Origin of the sequence: Streptomyces sp. NBC_01717 (assembly GCF_036248255.1) — a bacterium.
In the GTDB taxonomy this organism is placed as follows: domain Bacteria; phylum Actinomycetota; class Actinomycetes; order Streptomycetales; family Streptomycetaceae; genus Streptomyces.
The window spans coordinates 4,708,099-4,725,190 of record NZ_CP109178.1 but is presented as its reverse complement, the minus strand read 5'-3'; the positions used below and the strand labels follow the sequence as shown (position 1 = coordinate 4,725,190).

The 17,092-nt window shown below is 70.3% G+C and carries 14 protein-coding genes; 6 read left to right on the top strand and 8 right to left on the bottom strand.

Annotated features, from left to right (window positions below):
- The first annotated feature begins 18 nt into the window (after positions 1-18).
- Positions 19-1,005 (top strand): NAD(P)H-quinone oxidoreductase, encoded by a 987-nt coding sequence (locus OHB49_RS21365; protein WP_329162239.1) that lies wholly within the window; start codon positions 19-21, stop codon positions 1,003-1,005.
- Between the two features lie 106 nt (positions 1,006-1,111).
- Here OHB49_RS21365 and OHB49_RS21360 read toward each other — a convergent pair whose 3' ends face one another.
- The 4 genes from OHB49_RS21360 to OHB49_RS21345 all read right to left on the bottom strand — a co-directional run bounded on the left by OHB49_RS21360 (position 1,112) and on the right by OHB49_RS21345 (position 6,196).
- On the bottom strand, positions 1,112-1,660 hold the full coding sequence (locus OHB49_RS21360; protein ID WP_078879122.1) for a bacterial proteasome activator family protein: 549 nt from the start codon (positions 1,658-1,660) through the stop codon (positions 1,112-1,114).
- 134 nt (positions 1,661-1,794) lie between these two features.
- Complete coding sequence (locus tag OHB49_RS21355; RefSeq protein WP_329162237.1) at positions 1,795-4,653, bottom strand: FtsX-like permease family protein; 2,859 nt, start codon at positions 4,651-4,653, stop codon at positions 1,795-1,797.
- On the bottom strand, positions 4,650-5,435 hold the full coding sequence (locus OHB49_RS21350; protein WP_030972510.1) for an ABC transporter ATP-binding protein: 786 nt from the start codon (positions 5,433-5,435) through the stop codon (positions 4,650-4,652). Before OHB49_RS21350 ends, OHB49_RS21355 begins: the two co-directional genes overlap by 4 nt.
- 143 nt (positions 5,436-5,578) lie before the next feature.
- Positions 5,579-6,196 (bottom strand): PadR family transcriptional regulator, encoded by a 618-nt coding sequence (locus tag OHB49_RS21345; RefSeq protein ID WP_329162235.1) that lies wholly within the window; start codon positions 6,194-6,196, stop codon positions 5,579-5,581.
- Positions 6,197-6,594: 398 nt separating this feature from the next.
- Here OHB49_RS21345 and OHB49_RS21340 point away from each other — a divergent pair, with 398 nt between their 5' ends.
- Positions 6,595-7,041, top strand: a complete 447-nt coding sequence (locus tag OHB49_RS21340) for a hypothetical protein (protein WP_329162233.1) — start codon at positions 6,595-6,597, stop codon at positions 7,039-7,041.
- A gap of 270 nt (positions 7,042-7,311) precedes the next feature.
- Here OHB49_RS21340 and OHB49_RS21335 read toward each other — a convergent pair whose 3' ends face one another.
- Positions 7,312-8,970 (bottom strand): protein kinase domain-containing protein, encoded by a 1,659-nt coding sequence (locus OHB49_RS21335; RefSeq protein WP_329162231.1) that lies wholly within the window; start codon positions 8,968-8,970, stop codon positions 7,312-7,314.
- A 301-nt stretch (positions 8,971-9,271) separates the two neighbouring features.
- Here OHB49_RS21335 and OHB49_RS21330 point away from each other — a divergent pair, with 301 nt between their 5' ends.
- On the top strand, positions 9,272-10,873 hold the full coding sequence (locus OHB49_RS21330) for a protein kinase domain-containing protein (protein ID WP_329162229.1): 1,602 nt from the start codon (positions 9,272-9,274) through the stop codon (positions 10,871-10,873).
- A 12-nt stretch (positions 10,874-10,885) separates the two neighbouring features.
- Here OHB49_RS21330 and OHB49_RS21325 read toward each other — a convergent pair whose 3' ends face one another.
- From OHB49_RS21325 to OHB49_RS21315, 3 genes are all read right to left on the bottom strand, one after another.
- Complete coding sequence (locus OHB49_RS21325) at positions 10,886-11,869, bottom strand: phosphotransferase (RefSeq protein WP_329166571.1); 984 nt, start codon at positions 11,867-11,869, stop codon at positions 10,886-10,888.
- A gap of 63 nt (positions 11,870-11,932) precedes the next feature.
- Entirely contained in the window at positions 11,933-12,406 is a 474-nt protein-coding gene (locus OHB49_RS21320; protein ID WP_392752617.1) for a pyridoxamine 5'-phosphate oxidase family protein, read from the bottom strand.
- Between the two features lie 113 nt (positions 12,407-12,519).
- Complete coding sequence (locus OHB49_RS21315) at positions 12,520-13,179, bottom strand: response regulator transcription factor (protein WP_329162226.1); 660 nt, start codon at positions 13,177-13,179, stop codon at positions 12,520-12,522.
- A gap of 338 nt (positions 13,180-13,517) precedes the next feature.
- On the opposite strand from OHB49_RS21315, the gene pdhA reads away from it, so the two are divergent.
- Genes pdhA through OHB49_RS21300 form a run of 3 tightly spaced genes read left to right on the top strand, consistent with a single transcriptional unit; the run spans position 13,518 to position 17,088 of the window.
- On the top strand, positions 13,518-14,666 hold the full coding sequence (gene pdhA / locus OHB49_RS21310) for a pyruvate dehydrogenase (acetyl-transferring) E1 component subunit alpha (protein ID WP_329162224.1): 1,149 nt from the start codon (positions 13,518-13,520) through the stop codon (positions 14,664-14,666).
- Between the two features lie 2 nt (positions 14,667-14,668).
- On the top strand, positions 14,669-15,649 hold the full coding sequence (locus tag OHB49_RS21305; RefSeq protein WP_329162222.1) for an alpha-ketoacid dehydrogenase subunit beta: 981 nt from the start codon (positions 14,669-14,671) through the stop codon (positions 15,647-15,649).
- Positions 15,650-15,660: 11 nt separating this feature from the next.
- On the top strand, positions 15,661-17,088 hold the full coding sequence (locus OHB49_RS21300; protein ID WP_329162219.1) for a dihydrolipoamide acetyltransferase family protein: 1,428 nt from the start codon (positions 15,661-15,663) through the stop codon (positions 17,086-17,088).
- Positions 17,089-17,092: the final 4 nt, after the last annotated feature.

Below are 17,092 nucleotides of genomic sequence, written 5' to 3'. Positions count from 1 at the left end.
CGGAGTAGCCTCGCCGCCATGCATGCGATCACAATCCCCGCACCCGGTGGCCCCGAGGCGCTCGTATGGGCCGAGGTCCCCGATCCCGTACCCGGCGAGGGCGAGGTCCTCGTCGAGGTCGTGTCCAGCGCGGTCAACCGCGCCGATGTTCTGCAGCGGCAGGGCTTCTACAACCCACCGCCCGGCGCGTCCCCGTACCCCGGTCTGGAATGCGCCGGCCGGATCGCGGAGGTCGGCCCCGGTGTCACCGGCTGGTCGGTCGGCGACGCGGTGTGTGCGCTGCTCGCGGGCGGCGGTTACGCGGAGAAGGTCGCCGTACCTGCCGGGCAGTTGCTGCCCGTGCCGGACGGCATCGATCCGGTGATGGCCGCGGCGCTGCCCGAGGTGACGGCCACGGTCTGGTCGAACGTGTTCATGGTGGCCCATCTGCGCCCCGGCGAGACGCTGTTGGTGCACGGAGGCTCCAGCGGTATCGGCACGATGGCGATCCAGCTCGCCAAGGCCGTGGGCGCACGGGTCGCGGTGACCGCGGGCGGTCCCGAGAAGCTGGCGCGGTGCGCGGAGCTCGGAGCCGACATTCTGATCGACTACCGGGAGCAGGACTTCGTCGAGGAACTGAGCAAGGCGACGGACGGGGCGGGCGCGGACGTCATCCTCGACATCGTCGGTGCGAAGTACCTGGACCGGAATGTGAAGGCGCTCGCGGTCAACGGCAGGCTCGCCATCATCGGCCTGCAGGGTGGCGTCAAGGGCGATCTCAATCTGGGCGCTCTGCTGAACAAGCGCGCCGCGATCACCGCAACGTCCCTGCGCGGCCGTCCGCTCGCCGAGAAGGCTGCCATCGTCGCCGCCGTGCGCGAGCATGTGTGGCCGCTGATCGGCAGTGGCGTGGTCCAGCCGATCGTGGACCGTACGCTGCCGATGTCGGACGCCGCGGAGGCCCACCGGGTGCTGGAGTCCAGCACCCACATCGGCAAGGTGCTCCTGCGCACGCCGGCGGCCTGAACGCAGCCGGAGACACAGCGGGCCCGGCACACGCTCCTGTGTGCCGGGCCCGCTGTTCGTATGTACGTGGATGAGATTGAGGTGCAGAAAAACCGGCGTACGGCCCTTACAGGTACGGGCCCGATCGGATCGCTCCGTGCGGGTCCGAGCCGTCGTCGTCCTCGTGACCGCTGCCCGGCGGAAGCGCGCGGCGCATCTGTTCCAACTGCGCGCGGGCCGCCATCTGCTGGGCGAACAGTGCGGTCTGGATGCCGTGGAAGAGACCCTCCAGCCAGCCCACCAACTGGGCCTGTGCAATCCGGAGTTCGGCTTCGGAGGGGACCGACTCCTCCGTGAACGGCAGGGAGAGTCGTTCGAGCTCCTCCACCAGCTCCGGCGCGAGGCCGTCCTCCAGCTCCTTGACGGAGCTTGCGTGGATCTCCTTGAGCCGGACCCGGCTCGCCTCGTCGAGAGGAGCCGCCCTGACCTCTTCCAGGAGCTGCTTGATCATGCTGCCGATGCGCATGACCTTCGCGGGCTGTTCGACCATTTCTGTCACCGGGACCTCACGCGATTCGTCGTCAGTGCCACCGCCGCCGCCGATCGCCATGCCGTCCTGTCCCACTACGAGGACTTGGGGGTGCTCGTGCGACCGTTCATTCCTCGGCATCTCCATGCCGCCATTGTCTCGCACACGTGCTGTTCAACAGGGTGGTGCCCCCGATTACGGTTGATCCACCATTCTCGGGGGCAACGAAACCGCCCGGTCAGCCCCGCAATCAGCCTTCGACCGCGGTGTCCGGCCGCGCGTCACCCGGCCCGGCGCGCCACGGTCTGCCGTGAGCGGGTGAACGCCGCCGCACCCAGCCCGGCCAGCAACGGCACCACCACGGCCAGCAACCCGATGGTCGTCCACGGCAGCACGATCGGGGTGTAGGCGGATTCCATCGGCTGCGCCCGCATGTTCTTCACGGCCTCACGCAGATCGATGAGCCGGAGCGCCACCGCGGGCACCAGACCGGCTGCCGTGCCGAGCAGGACGCCGGTGAGCGCGACGACCAGGCACTGGAAACCGGAGAGGGTGCGCCGTACGCGTGGGGGTGCGCCCACCGCGCTGAGCGTGGTGAGGTCCGCCTCCGCGTCGGCCTTGGCGAGACCGGTCGCGATCGCGGCCGCGCCCAGGGTCACCACACCGGCGAACAGGGAGAGGAACAGCAGGATCGTGTCCTGCCGCCCGGACGGACCCGTCTCCGACTGGAGATAGATCCCGCCGCCGGCCACTTCGACCGCCGCCGAGACCCGTTGGTCCTCGCTGTCCGTCGGCTCATGGGCGACCGCGTAGACACTGCCGTTCATCTCGGTGTGCAGACCGAGCCGTTCCGCTGTCTGCAGGGGCAGGATCATGCGGACCCCGGGTGTGGTGGCGTACTGCTCGGGTGCCTGATACACCTTCAGCCGGTCGGTGCGGGTTTCGGCCTTGCCCGGGTGCAGCTTGCGGTTCTTCTTGTCGCGGTCGCTGTACCTGTGGACGGCCTTGAGGGTGACCTCGCCGTTCTTCGCGTACGCCGGGTTGAGCAGCACGGGTGTGCCGGCCTCCAGGGCGTTGGCGGCCGCGGGGTCCTGGAGCTTCACATAGGTGGAGAGGAACTTGGCGTCGCCCAGGACGACGCCGTCCGCCATGCCGATGAACGGGCTCGCGTACATGAGCTCGTCCAGGCAGGCGGGGGACCGCATCAGCCTTTTGTGCTCTTCGGCGGAGAGGCTCGCGGCGAGTTTCTTGGCGCCCTTGCCGACGAGCGGGCAGGAGTGGCCCTTGCCGGCGGGCTTGATCAGCTCGACCGAGCCGCAGCCGTCCTCCTCCTCGTAGTAGACGTTGCAGTCGCTGCCCGCCCAGACCCGGCCGACGTCGGCGTGTCCGCCGGTGACGGCGAGGTTGCGTTCGACGGCGGCGCGGGCGAGCGGGAGCCGGTCGGCCGCCTTGCCGTCGAAGGCGACGAGCGCGACCGTGCCCGGGGTGAGGTTCGCGGTGTATTCGAACTCCGACTCGGCCTGGCCGCTGGACATGTAGGTGGCGATGGCCACCGAACCCGCGACGGCTGCCATCACGGCCGCGACCGCGGGGGCCGTACGCCCCCGGTTGCGGGCCGCGTCGCGCAACGCCATCCGCGGGGAAAGCGGCAGCCTGCGGCCGAGCCGTCCGAGGAAGCCGACGATCACCGGGATGCAGCCGAGCAGGCCGAGTTCGGCGACGACCGACCCGCCGGCGACCAGTGTCGAGTTGCCGCTGGTGCCGCCGTAGACCGCGACCGCGATGCCGATCAGCAGGATGATGGAGCCCAGCACCGGCAGTACCCGGGAGCTGCGGCGGATGCCGCGGCGGCCGCTGAGCGACTCCAGCACGGATTGCCGGCTCGCCACGATCGCGGGTACGAGCGCTGCCAGCAGACCGGTGACCAGGCCGATCACGGCAATGATCAGCAGCTCCGACGGGTGGACGGCCAGCGATCCGAAGCGGTTTCCGGCCCAGCCCTCGATCACCGGGCGGAACACCGCCGTGAGCGCGAATCCGGCCGCGACACCGGCCACGGCACCGACGCCGCCGAGCACCAGCCCACCGGAGAGCACCACGGCCCGGACATGGCGCCGGTCGCCACCGCACGTACCGACGAGGCCGAGTTGGCGGCGGGAGCGGCGGGCGCCGACCGCGAAGGCCGGTCCGGCGAGCAGCACGAGCTCCAGGACGGCCATGGCGACCACGGTGATCAGCGCCGCGCTGAGCTCCTCGGAGCCGCCGTACGAGCTGCCGCTCATGGACCGGGCCATCGGGACCTCGGAGTCCGGCGGCGGGTCCAGGACCACCTGCCGGGACACGACGAGGACGCCACGCGCGTTGGCGGCGAGCACGTCGGACCAGCTCACGCCGGCCCCCTCGGCTCCCTTGACCAGCCACTTCTTGGAGTCGGCGTTCGGCGGCAGCACCTTCTTGTCGTGCTCGGCCGTGTTCGCCCACGGGGCGATGACCGCCCCCGGCTCGGCGTACAGCGCCGCGGACTTGAGGTCGTCGGGCTGTTCGACGACACCGGTGATGGTGTACGTGCGCTCGGCGCCGTGCAGAGTGGTGCGCGAACCGACGTGCAGCCCCGACTTGGTCAGGAAGGCCTCGGTGGCAGCCATCTCGCCGTCGCCGTGCGGGAAGGCGCCCCGCACGAGGGCGACCTTGCCGCGGGCCATCGGGGCCGACGTCCGGAACTCGACGACGTCGGCGGTGGTGATGCCGTACTTGGTGGTGACGGTGGCAGGGACGGACTGAAGGCTGATCGCGTGCGCGCCTTCGGGGAGTGCGGCTCTTATGTCGATCGGCGGAACGGGTTCGTCGCCCGGCCTCGCGCTGTCCTCCGAAGCAGGGCTGTACGACTGCCCGTCGGGCATCTGCTGGATCGCACCCGCCCCCATCCCCGGGTCGCTGAACAGCGCGTCCGCGGAGCCCATCGAGGCCGTCAGCTTTTCGACCCGGGTCGGCTCCACGCTGCGGTACGTCACATCGGCGGCCGTCACCCCGAGCACCGGCAGCGCGATCATCGCGACGACCAGTGCACTGCGGCCCTTGGCCCGCATCGCGTCGCGCCGGGCGATCCTGAGGGCGGCACGCCAGCCCGTGAACACGCTCACTTGGCGCCCTCGGCGGCGAGCAGCGAGTCGGCACCGGCGGTCAGTGTCTGGTCGACGATCGAGCCGTCCCGGAGGAACACGACCCGGTCCGCCCAGGCGGCGTAACGCGGCTCATGCGTCACCATCACCCCGGCCGCACCTTGGTCGCACCGGTTGCGCAGCAGGGCGAGGACGGCCTCACCGGTCTCGGAGTCGAGCGCTCCGGTCGGTTCGTCGGCGAGCACCAGGCGCCGGTCCCCCACCAGCGCGCGGGCGATCGCGACCCGCTGCTGCTGACCGCCGGACATCTCGTCGGGGAACCGGTCGGCGATCTGCAGGAGGTTCATCTCCTCCAGCGCGGCCCGCGCCTCCTTGCGCGCCTTGCGGACGGAGACCCCGTCGAGCTCGCGAGGCAGGGCGATGTTCTCGGCGGCGGTCAGCGCCGGGATCAGGTTGTAGTCCTGGAAGACATAGCCGACGCTGCGCCGGCGCAGGGCCGCGACGCCCTTGCGGCCGAGGGTGGAGATGTCCTGACCCTCGATGATCACTTGGCCGCCGGTCGCGGTGTCGAGACCACCGGCCAGGGTGAGCAGGGTGGACTTGCCGGAGCCGGACGGGCCCATCACGGCGACGAGTTCACCGGTGTGCACCGAGAGATTGATGCCGCGCAGGGCGTGCACCTCGGCGATGCCGGTTCCGTGGGTACGTGTGAGGGCGCGGAGTTCGAGCACGGGAGCGTCGACCGGCAGGGGCGCGGCGGACAGCCGGGGTGACGGGGTTGCGGACGGGTCGTGCGAGGACATGGTGAGTAGTTCCCCCTCGGGAATGGTCTGTGGTCGAGTCCGCGTACGTGGGCGGCCTGCGACGCGGCGGAAGGCGGTCGACGCCGCGCATGCGGGCGGGCAGCGCCGCGATCGAGGCCGGCCGGTGCCTCGTACGCGGGTGGTCAGCGCCGGGTACGCGGGCGGGCAGGCGTGCGCGCCTGGGTGTGGTTGGCCGTACGTGCCTCTGGTTCCGGATCCGTGGCGGCGGCCTCGGCGAGACGGACCAGCCGCGACTCGCAGTGGTCCAGCCAGCGGGCCTCGGCCTCGGCCTGGAAGATCAGCTGTTCCAGTACGAGCAGCCAGGCCACCTCGTCGCGGTTGCCCGGGACGTCGGCGAGCGCCTGCGCCTTCAGCCGGGTGTAGTCCTGCATCGCTCTCACGGTGTGGTGGCGCTGGGACTGGATGACGGCCCGGATGTCGACGCCGGGCGCACCGACCGCCATGGCGAGCTTGATCGCCAGCTCGTCGCGGGGCGGGTTGCTGCGGTCGACGGGCGTCTCGAACCAGTTCCGCAGTTCGGTGCGGCCGGCGTCGGTGATCGAGTAGAGGGCGTGGCCCTGATCGTCCTCGCCGTCCTGGACGACCAGGCCGTCGCGTTCCAGCCTGCTGAGCGTGGTGTACACCTGGCCGACGTTCAGGGGCCAGGTGGAGCCGGTGCGCGACTCGAATTCGGTGCGGAGCTGGGAGCCGTAGCGAGGCCCGCGCTCCAGGAGGGCCAGGAGCCCATGGCGGATCGACATACTCAGTATGTATACCGAGTATGCCGATCGGTGCAAGCCCCTGAGTCCTTCAGTTCGTACGGCGCAATCGGAGCCCGAGGAAGCCCAGACCCAGCCCTATCAGGGCGATTCCGGTGCCCAGTGACACCAGCTGCACCTGCCGCGCGGCGGGCTGTTCGAGGCCCTGTGGCGCGAACCGACCCGGCACCGGGGAACCGCTGACCGTGGTTGTCGCCGTGATCGTCGTCGAGGGCAGTGCCGCCGGGGCCGTCGCGGCGGGCAGCTGGTCGGACTGTTCGAAAGAGTCGTCCCGTTTCGCGAGCTCCCGAGGGGAGAACGGCCGACCGGGCCGGAGCCGGCCTTCCCCGGCCTCTCGCCCGGCGAGCGGGGGCTGCGCCTTGAGGCGCGCGCGCCGTCGGGTGGATGACGAGGGTGAGGGCCGGTCGGAAGCGGACGGCGAGAGCGAGGGCGAGGGGGAGAGCGAGGGCGAGGGGGAGGGGAAGGGGGAGTCGGAAACGGAGGGCGAGGGCGACGGTGGGTCGGAATGGGACGGCGAAGCCGAGGCGGAGGGGGTGGCCGGGGCGCTGTCGGACGGGGTCGCAGTCGCCGGAGCAGGAGGTTTCGACGGCGGTTCGGCCGAAGGAGCGATGGGCCGCTCGGCCGGTGGGGCTATGGGCGTATCGGCCGAAGGGGCGGCGGGCGGATCGGCCGGGGGAGCGGCGGCCGGCTCGGCCGGGGAGTCGGCGGACGACCCGGTGGACGGAGAGGAGGGGGGAGTCGTGGGGGTCTCGGGGGCCGCCGGAGCAGCTGCCGAAGGGCTGGTCGGCCTGCGTGCCGACCCCGGCGTCCAGCCGGTTTCGCGCTGATCCGCGCGCGCCTGACCCTGCACCGGCCCTAGCGCCGCCCCCGTCGCTATCACCAGGCAGGCCAGGCACCTCGAAGCCCATGGGGGGAGGAGTCCTGAAGCCATGAGGCCAGCGTCACATGAGCCGATATGTCCGGCATCCGGTGGATCGGGAGGCGAACCGGCCCGGCACACCTCACGCGTGCCGGGCCGTCACTTCCGTACGAACAGCGCTGCCGCCGAGCGGTGGTACCGCTGAACGGGCTACCGCCGAACAGCGCTACCGGCTTGCTCAGGCCGGGTCGCCCGTGGAGATGCGCAGCTCGAAGTGGGCGCCCTTCTCGGGGACGGCGGTACCCGAAGAGGGGAACTGGTCGATGACCTGGTCCTCGGCATAGGTGTTCCCGGCGACCTCGATCGTCTTGATCGTCCAGCCCGCGGCCAGGGCGCATTCCTTCGCGGAGACGATGTCCTTGTACAGGAAGCTCGGCGCGTCGACCTTGTTCGGGTCGTCGCTGTCCTCCATGGCGTCCGTGCAGTCCTCGGTCTTCATCGTCCGGTTCCGCTCCGGATCCTTGTGCTCGCCGGCCACCGCCGAGCTGGTCGGGTCGCCGCCGTTGCCCGAGTCCGAGCCCGGGTCGTCCCTCAGCGACAGCACCGTGATCAGCCCGCCGATCGCGATCAGTGCGACCACGATCGAGCCCACGATCACGGGCATGTTCCGCTTGCTGCCACCACCGCTGCCGGAACCGCCACCACCCACCGGATGCGGGGTGATGTCGTACGGCGCCGGCGTCCGGTACTGATGCTGCTGCATCGGAGCCGGGGTCCCGTACGCCGGGTTCGCCTGCGGGTAGCCGTACGACGGCGATGGGGCAGGGGTCGGTGTCGGCGGCCCGTACGGGCCGGCCTGCTGCTGGTACTGCTGCGGCTGGTACGGCATCTGCACGTTCTGCGGCGCCGGTGCGGACTGGTCGACCGGCGGGAAGACCGCCGAGCCGACGCCCGAGCCACTGTTCGCCGGAGCGCCGCCGCCGACGATCACCGGGGCGCCCGTCCGGCCGCCCGCGTTCAGCACGCGTGTGATCTCGTCCTGCATCGCCGCCGCGCTGGGGAAGCGCTCGTTCGGATTCTTCTTCAGCGCGCGGGCCACCAGCGCGTCCATCGCCGGGGTGATCGACCGGTTGATGGAGGACGGCGCGACCGGCTCCTCCTGGACGTGCGCGTACGCGATGGCGAGCGGGGAGTCCGCGTCGAACGGGATCCGGCCGGTCAGCAGCTGGAACAGCATGATGCCGACCGAGTACAGGTCGGAGCGCGCGTCCACGCCACGGCCGAGGGCCTGTTCGGGAGAGAGGTACTGGGGAGTGCCGACGACCATGCCGGTCTGCGTCATCGATGTGACGCCGGACTGCATGGCGCGGGCGATGCCGAAGTCCATGACCTTCACGACACCGCGCTTGGTCACCATGACGTTGCCGGGCTTGATGTCGCGGTGGACCAGGCCCATTTCGTGGCTGGTGTCCAGCGCGGCCAGCACGTCGCCGGTCACCTTGAGCGCCTTTTCGGCCGGCATCGCACCGTAGTTACGGATGTCCGCCTGGAGTACGGAGCCGAGCGGCTCACCTTCCACGTACTCCATGACGATGTACGGCATCAGCGCGCCGCCGAGCTCGTCCTCGCCGGTGTCGAAGACCGAGACGATGTTGGTGTGCTGCAGCTTGGCAACAGCCTGCGCCTCGCGCCGGAACCGCTCACGGAACGACTGCTCGCGCCCCAGCTCCGTGTGCAGCGTCTTGATCGCCACCTGGCGGTCGAGCGCGGAGTCGTACGCCAGATATACGGACGCCATTCCGCCTTCGCCGAGCAGGTCGCGGAGCTGGTAACGGCCGCCGGCGACCGAACCGCCCGCGTAGCGACCCTGGGCACCGTGTGCGCCGTCCTGGCTCATGACTTGCTCCCCCTCGGCGCGCGTCTCACGCGAAGATCCCTATTACGCGCCAAGTCTGCCCGAGGGGTACGACACGTCAAGCCGGGTGCCCGTTCCGTGACCCTAAGCACAGGAAGCGTCTCGGAAGCGTTACAGGAACCGCATGGAATTTGCGTGAGCGGTGCGGCAGCCGGTTGGATGGCCCGTCCCTCTCGAAACGGGGTGTCCGGCAGAGGCTGTAGCGTGACGTGGCAATGCAGCAAGGCATGCAAGACACCGTGAGAACGCGCGGACGCGCGGACAGATACGACGGCGAGGACTGATGGCACCCGAACCCGAAGCAAACGGCGGCGGAGTTTCGGATGCGGCCGACTCCTGGGGCATCGGCGGTGTGGTCGGTGACGGACGTTACCGGATGACGCACCGGCTCGGCCGGGGCGGCATGGCCGAGGTGTTCGCGGCCGAGGACGTCCGGCTCGGACGTACGGTCGCCGTGAAGCTCCTCCGTTCCGATCTCGCCGAGGACCCGGTCTCCAAGGCCCGGTTCACACGTGAGGCACAGTCGGTCGCGGGCCTCAACCACCACGCGATCGTCGCGGTGTACGACTCCGGCGAGGACGTCGTGGGCGGTCAGACCGTCCCGTACATCGTGATGGAGCTCGTCGAGGGCCGCACCATCCGTGATCTGCTGCTCAATGCCGAGGCCCCGCCGCCGGAGCAGGCGCTGATCATCGTCTCGGGTGTGCTGGAGGCCCTCGCCTACTCGCATCAGCACGGCATCGTGCACCGCGACATCAAGCCGGCGAACGTGATCATCACGCACTCCGGTGCGGTCAAGGTGATGGACTTCGGCATCGCCCGTGCGCTGCACGGCGCGCAGTCGACCATGACCCAGACCGGCATGGTCATGGGCACGCCGCAGTACCTCTCCCCCGAGCAGGCGCTCGGCAAGGCCGTCGACCACCGCTCCGATCTGTACGCCACCGGCTGTCTGCTGTACGAACTCCTCGCGCTGCGGCCCCCGTTCACGGGTGAGACGCCGCTCTCCGTCGTCTACCAGCACGTCCAGGACATCCCGGTCCCGCCGTCCGAGGTCGCGGACGTGGTGCCGCCGGAGCTGGACGGGCTCGTCATGCGTTCGCTCGCGAAGGACCCGGACGACCGGTTCCAGAGCGCCGAGGAGATGCGCGGGCTGGTCCAGTACAGCCTGCAGATGCTTCAGGTGCAGGGCGGTCACACGGGCACCTGGAACACCGGCCCGGTCGCCATGCACGAGGGCGGCCACACCCCTGCCATGGGCATGGCGGGCGGCACGATGGCGATGGGGCACCCGCAGCACGGCGACACCTCGCAGGGCCCGATCCTGCCGCCGATGAACCCGGACGACGGCGGATACGACGGCGGTCACGGGGGCGGCGGCGGCCGCGGCAAGCTCTGGCTGTTCGTCGTCCTCGCGCTGATCGCGATCGGAGCCGGTGTCGCCATCGCGGTCAACGCGGCGAACACCGGCGACAACAACCACAGAAAGACGCCGACCACGACCTCCAGCACCCCGGCGCCGACGAAGAGTTCGGAGGCGCCCAGCGACGAGGACACGAAGGTGGTCCCGCCGCAGGACGAAACCACCGGTGGCGAGCAGCAGCCGAGCTGGGAGCCGTCCACCACGCCGTCCACCACGCCCAGCAAACCGTCCGAGGCCCCGTCCGAGACGGCCTCCCCGCCGGACACCGGCACCACCGGCGGCACGACGACCGACGGCGGCACGAGCACGGACGGCGGCACCGGTACGGACGGTGGCACGACCACCGACGGGGGTACGACCACCGACGGCGGGACCACCACCGACGGTGGCACGACCACCGACGGCGGGACCACCACCGGTGCCGACGGCACCGCCGGAACCGCCGCGGGCGCCACTCCCTGATGCGCCGGGCCCTCACTCCGTGAAGGCCTCGCGCACCGCCTCGTACTCCCGCGTCCACCAGACCGCCAGGGCCGACACCGCAGGAAACTGCGGGTCGGCCCTTCGGTCGTGCAGGCGGTACCGCCAGTGCAGTATCCAGAAGTCGTTGAGCCGCTCCCACCACACCCGGTGCACCGCGGCGGCGAGTTCGGCGGCGCTCGCTCCGGCCGCCCGCCGGTAGGCCCGCGCGTACGCCCGGACCTTCTCCAGTTCCAGCTTCCCGGTCGGCTGTACGAAGAAGATCGCCGCCGCCCGTACCGCCTCCTCGGCGCGCGGCTGCACCCCCAGCCGGTCCCAGTCGATGATCGCCACCGGGTCCGCGTCCCGGTACAGCACGTTCAGCGGGTGGAAGTCGCCGTGCACCCAGCCGGTCGCCGGGATGTCGGGGGTGGGCGGCCGATGGTCGGCGTACTGCTCCAGCAGGGCGCGCCGCTCGACGAGGCGGTGTTCGGCGAGCTCGTCGAAGGCGTCCCGGGGGCGCCGGCCGCGCGCCGCGGCCAGCAGATCGTCGATCAGGGCGAACGTGTCGGCGGCGTTCGGGCCGGCATGTCCGCGCGCCTGGGCCACCCCCCTCTCCATCACCTGCGCGAGCCCGGTGTGTACGGCTCCGAGTAGCGCCCCGAGCCGCTGCGACTGGGCGGTGGTCAGCTGGGCGCCCACCCGGTGCAGTCCGTCGACCCAGGGGTGCAGGGCGTAGCACCGGCCGCCGATCTCCGTGACCGTGTCGCCCTCCGTGTCCTCGACGGGCGGGGCCACGGGCACCCCGAGTGACTGCAGCCGCTGGGTGGCGCGGTGCTGGCGGACGATCGTCGCGCGGTCGCCGGTGGAGTCGTCGAGGTGGTGCTTGAGGAAGTACGAGCCGCGGGTGGTGGAGACGCGGTAGCCGTGGTTGAGGAGGCCCAGGGTGATGGGCTTGCAGGTGAGGGGCTCACCGGCGTTCGGATAGCGGCGCAGCACCTCGCCGACCGGCGGAACAGGCGGGAGGGTTACAGATGAGCGCGGCACTCACCAAATGTTAGATCACGCTGTGTGGTGGCTCGGTTGAGTTGCGTGGAAGTCCAGAGTGTGCATGGTGACGAAGTGCGGGTCGAGGCGGAGATAGACCGGCTCGAAGGGTTCGCCGTTGACCTGCAGCGGCGCCGCACCGAAGAGCGTGCGCTGTTCCTCCGTGGGGTGCACGACCTCGGCGGGTCCGGTGAACTGCACCGACCACAGGGCGCCACTGTCCTCGCCGCCGCCCTCGCCGGTGGCGGCCGCGTCGAAGTTGTCCACCCCGTACGCGACGACGGTGCCGTCGCACGACTCGTGGTGCCCGAGACCGCTGTGCATCCGCAGGACCACACGCCCGTCGATCACGAGATGGCGGGCCACCGCCAGGAACGGGAGAGCCCGACGGGTGGTCGCCAGCCGGCCGTACCGCACCCGGCGGATCAGCTCGATCGCTCGGACTTCCATCACTTGGGCTTCCATCGTTCGGGGTTCCGCAGAGGACATGGGTCCACTTTCGGGTACCTCGACGGGTGCAGAAAGAGGCCGCGGGCCCCGGTGATCGGGGACCAAGGTCCCGAAACCCGCCAAACCCCTCCGCGAAGCCCCGCCCGCGCGGCTCAGCGCCGCTCCGCCTGCAGCCGCGCCACATAGGCGGCGGCCTGCGAGCGCCGCTCCATGCCCAGCTTGGACAGGAGGCTGGAGACATAATTCTTGATCGTCTTCTCGGCGAGATGCAGCCGTTCGCCGATCACCCGGTTCGTCAGGCCCTCGCCGATCAGATCGAGGATGCGGCGTTCCTGGTCGGTCAGGGCGGACAGCTTGTCGTCGCCCCGGGCCTCCTTGCCCTCGCGCAGCCGCTCCAGCACGCGCGCGGTCGCGACAGGGTCGAGCAGCGACTTTCCGGCCGCCACGTCCCGTACCGCGGCCAGCAGCTCATTTCCGCGGATCGCCTTCAGCACGTATCCCGACGCGCCCGCCATGATCGCGTCGAAGAGGGCCTCGTCGTCGGCGTACGAGGTCAGCATCAGGCATTTGATGCTCTCGTCCTTGGAGCGGATCTCCCGGCAGACCTCCACCCCGCTGCCGTCCGGCAGCCGCACGTCGAGCACCGCCACATCGGGCCGGGTGGCGGGGATGCGGAGCAGCGCGTCCGCCGCCGTGCCCGCCTCGCCGACGACTTCGATGTCGTCCTCGACCGCGAGCAATTCGTGCACTCCGCGGCGGACGACCTCATGATCGTCCAGCAGAAATACGGTGATTTTTCCTTCTTCGCCCACAAATGCAGTCTCACACACTCCCCTCTTCCCTGCCGCTGAACGGCGGGATAACGTGCCGTTGTTCCGGTGGCCTGCAAGGCTGTTACCAGTGCTGTGACCAGCGAAAGTTCCCGACTTTTTCGATTTACTTGGAAATCCAAGCAAAATCGCAGGTCAGATAGGGTTTCGCAGTTGTGCGACGCACTGGGTAACGTGCCTTTGACAGGACGCTCGCCGGGGCACCTGTCACGCCTGTTCCCGGCCGAGCGGCACCCACCCCGTGCACGGGTACGGACACAGGCGAGCCGCACTGGTCTCCCGGCAGACCCCGGGGGCCGGACCGACGGAGGAGCACGCACGTGACCGTGGAGAGCACTGCCGCGCGCAAACCGCGACGCAGCAGCAAGCGGACCAGCGCCGCGAAGACGCCACAGAGTTCCGAGCCCGAGCTCGTACAACTGCTGACGCCCGAGGGCGAGCGGGTGGAGCACCCGGACTACACGATCGACCTGACCGCGGACGAGCTGCGCGGTCTGTACCGGGACATGGTCCTGACCCGCCGCTTCGACGCCGAGGCCACCGCGCTGCAGCGTCAGGGCGAGCTGGGCCTGTGGGCCTCGCTGCTCGGCCAGGAGGCCGCCCAGATCGGCTCCGGCCGGGCGCTGCGCGACGACGACTATGTCTTCCCGACCTACCGTGAGCACGGCGTCGCCTGGTGCCGCGGGGTCGACCCGACCAATCTGCTCGGGATGTTCCGCGGTGTGAACCACGGCGGCTGGGACCCGAACACCAACAACTTCCACCTGTACACGATCGTCATCGGCTCGCAGACCCTGCACGCCACCGGCTACGCCATGGGCGTCGCCAAGGACGGCGCGGACTCGGCCGTGATCGCGTACTTCGGTGACGGCGCCTCCAGCCAGGGCGACGTCGCCGAGGCGTTCACCTTCTCCGCGGTCTACAACGCGCCCGTGGTGTTCTTCTGCCAGAACAACCAGTGGGCGATCTCCGAGCCGACCGAGAAGCAGACCCGGGTGCCGCTCTACCAGCGCGCACAGGGCTTCGGCTTCCCGGGCGTCCGGGTCGACGGCAACGACGTACTGGCCTGCCTGGCCGTCACCAAGTCGGCGCTGGAGCGGGCCCGCCGGGGCGAGGGTCCCACCCTCGTCGAGGCGTTCACCTACCGGATGGGCGCGCACACCACCTCCGACGACCCGACGAAGTACCGGGCGGACGAGGAGCGCGCCTCCTGGGAGGCCAAGGACCCGATCCTGCGGCTGCGTACGTACCTGGAGCAGCAGGAACTCGCCGACGCGGCGTTCTTCACCGCGCTGGACGAGGAGAGCGAAGCCCTCGGCAAGCGGGTCCGCGAAGCGGTACGGGCCATGCCCGACCCGGACCGGATGGCGATCTTCGACCACGCCTACGCCGACGGGAACCCGCTCGTCGACGAGGAGCGCGCCCAGTTCGCCGCCTACCAGGCTTCGTTCGCCGAGGAGGGCAACTAGTCATGGCCACCCAGAAGATGTCCCTCGCGAAGGCGCTCAACGAGTCGCTGCGCAAGGCCCTCGACACCGACCCCAAGGTCCTCATCATGGGTGAGGACGTCGGCAAGCTGGGCGGAGTCTTCCGGATCACCGACGGGCTCCAGAAGGACTTCGGCGAGGACCGGGTCATCGACACCCCGCTCGCCGAGTCCGGCATCGTCGGCACGGCGATCGGTCTGGCCCTGCGCGGCTACCGGCCGATCGTGGAGATCCAGTTCGACGGCTTCGTCTTCCCGGCGTACGACCAGATCGTCACGCAGCTCGCGAAGATGCACGCCCGCGCGCTCGGCAAGATCAAGCTGCCGGTCGTCGTCCGGATCCCGTACGGCGGCGGCATCGGCGCCGTCGAGCACCACAGCGAGTCGCCCGAGGCCCTGTTCGCGCATGTCGCGGGGCTGAAGGTGGTCTCGCCGTCCAATGCCTCGGACGCCTACTGGATGATGCAGCAGGCCGTCCAGAGCGACGACCCGATCATCTTCTTCGAGCCGAAGCGGCGCTACTGGGACAAGGGCGACGTCGAGACCGACCTCATCCCCGGACCGCTGCACAAGGCCGCGACGGTACGGGAGGGCTCGGACCTCACCCTCGTCGCGTACGGCCCGATGGTGAAGGTCTGCCTCGAAGCGGCCGCGGCCGCCCAGGAGGAGGGCAAGTCCATCGAGGTCCTGGACCTGCGGTCGATGTCCCCGATCGACTTCGACGCCGTCCAGGCGTCGGTCGAGAAGACCGGCCGGCTGGTCGTGGTCCACGAGGCGCCGGTGTTCTACGGCTCCGGGGCCGAGATCGCCGCCCGCATCACGGAGCGCTGCTTCTACCATCTCGAAGCGCCGGTGCTCCGGGTCGGTGGCTACCACGTCCCGTATCCGCCGGCGCGCCTCGAGGACGAGTACCTGCCGGGCCTGGACCGCGTGCTCGACGCCGTCGACCGCTCGCTGGCGTACTGAGGAGAAGGTTCGTGACGACGATGACCGAAACGTCTGCTCGCTTCCGTGAGTTCAAGATGCCCGATGTGGGCGAGGGACTGACCGAGGCCGAGATCCTCAAGTGGTACGTCCAGCCGGGCGACACCGTCACCGACGGCCAGGTCGTGTGCGAGGTCGAGACCGCCAAGGCGGCCGTGGAGCTGCCGATCCCGTTCGACGGGGTGGTGCACGAGCTGCGCTTCCCCGAGGGCACGACCGTCGACGTCGGCCAGGTGATCATCGCGGTGGACGTGGTGCCGGGCGGCGGCGAAGCGGCGGCGGAGCCGGTGGCTCCGGCCGTGGCCGAACCGGAACCGGAGGCACCGAAGGGCCGCCAGCCCGTGCTGGTGGGCTACGGCGTGGCCGAGTCCTCCACCAAGCGGCGCGCCCGCAAGGGCACCGAGCCGCCGGCTGCCGCGGCTGCCGCGATCCAGGGCGAGCTGAACGGTCACACCACCGTTGCCGCCGACGTCCCCGCCCCCGCCACCACCGTTGTCCCGGAGAGCCGGCCGCTGGCCAAGCCGCCGGTGCGCAAGCTGGCGAAGGACCTGGGCATCGATCTGGCGACGGTCACCCCGACCGGTCCGGGCGGGATCATCACCCGCGAGGACGTGCACGCGGCGGCCGCGCCCGTACCGGCGCCGGCATCCGCACCCCTCGCCCCGACCGCGGCTCCCGAGGCTGTTGCGGTGCCCGTTGCCGCAGCCCCCGTCCCGGGTGCCCGGGAGACCCGTATCCCGGTCAAGGGCGTACGGAAGGCCATCGCGCAGGCGATGGTCGGCAGCGCGTTCACGGCGCCGCATGTCACCGAGTTCGTCACGGTCGACGTCACGCGCACGATGAAGCTCGTGGCGGAGCTCAAGGAAGACAAGGACATGGCGGGGGTCCGGGTCAATCCGCTCCTGATCATTGCCAAGGCGCTTCTGGTCGCGATCAAGCGGAACCCCGAGGTCAACGCCGCCTGGGACGAGGCCAACCAGGAGATCGTGCACAAGCACTATGTGAACCTGGGCATCGCGGCCGCCACCCCGCGCGGTCTGATCGTGCCGAACATCAAGGACGCGCACGACAAGACCCTGCCCCAGCTCGCCGCGGCGCTGGGCGAGCTGGTCACCACGGCGCGCGAGGGCAAGACGTCCCCCGCCGCCATGGCGGGCGGCACGGTGACGATCACCAACGTCGGCGTCTTCGGCGTCGACACGGGTACGCCGATCCTGAACCCGGGCGAGTCCGCGATCCTTGCGGTCGGTGCGATCAAGCTGCAGCCGTGGGTCCACAGGGGCAAGGTGAAGCCCCGTCAGGTCACCACACTGGCGCTGTCGTTCGACCACCGTCTGGTCGACGGCGAGCTCGGTTCCAAGGTCCTGGCGGACGTCGCCGCGATCCTGGAACAGCCCAAGAGGCTCATCACCTGGGCCTGACGGC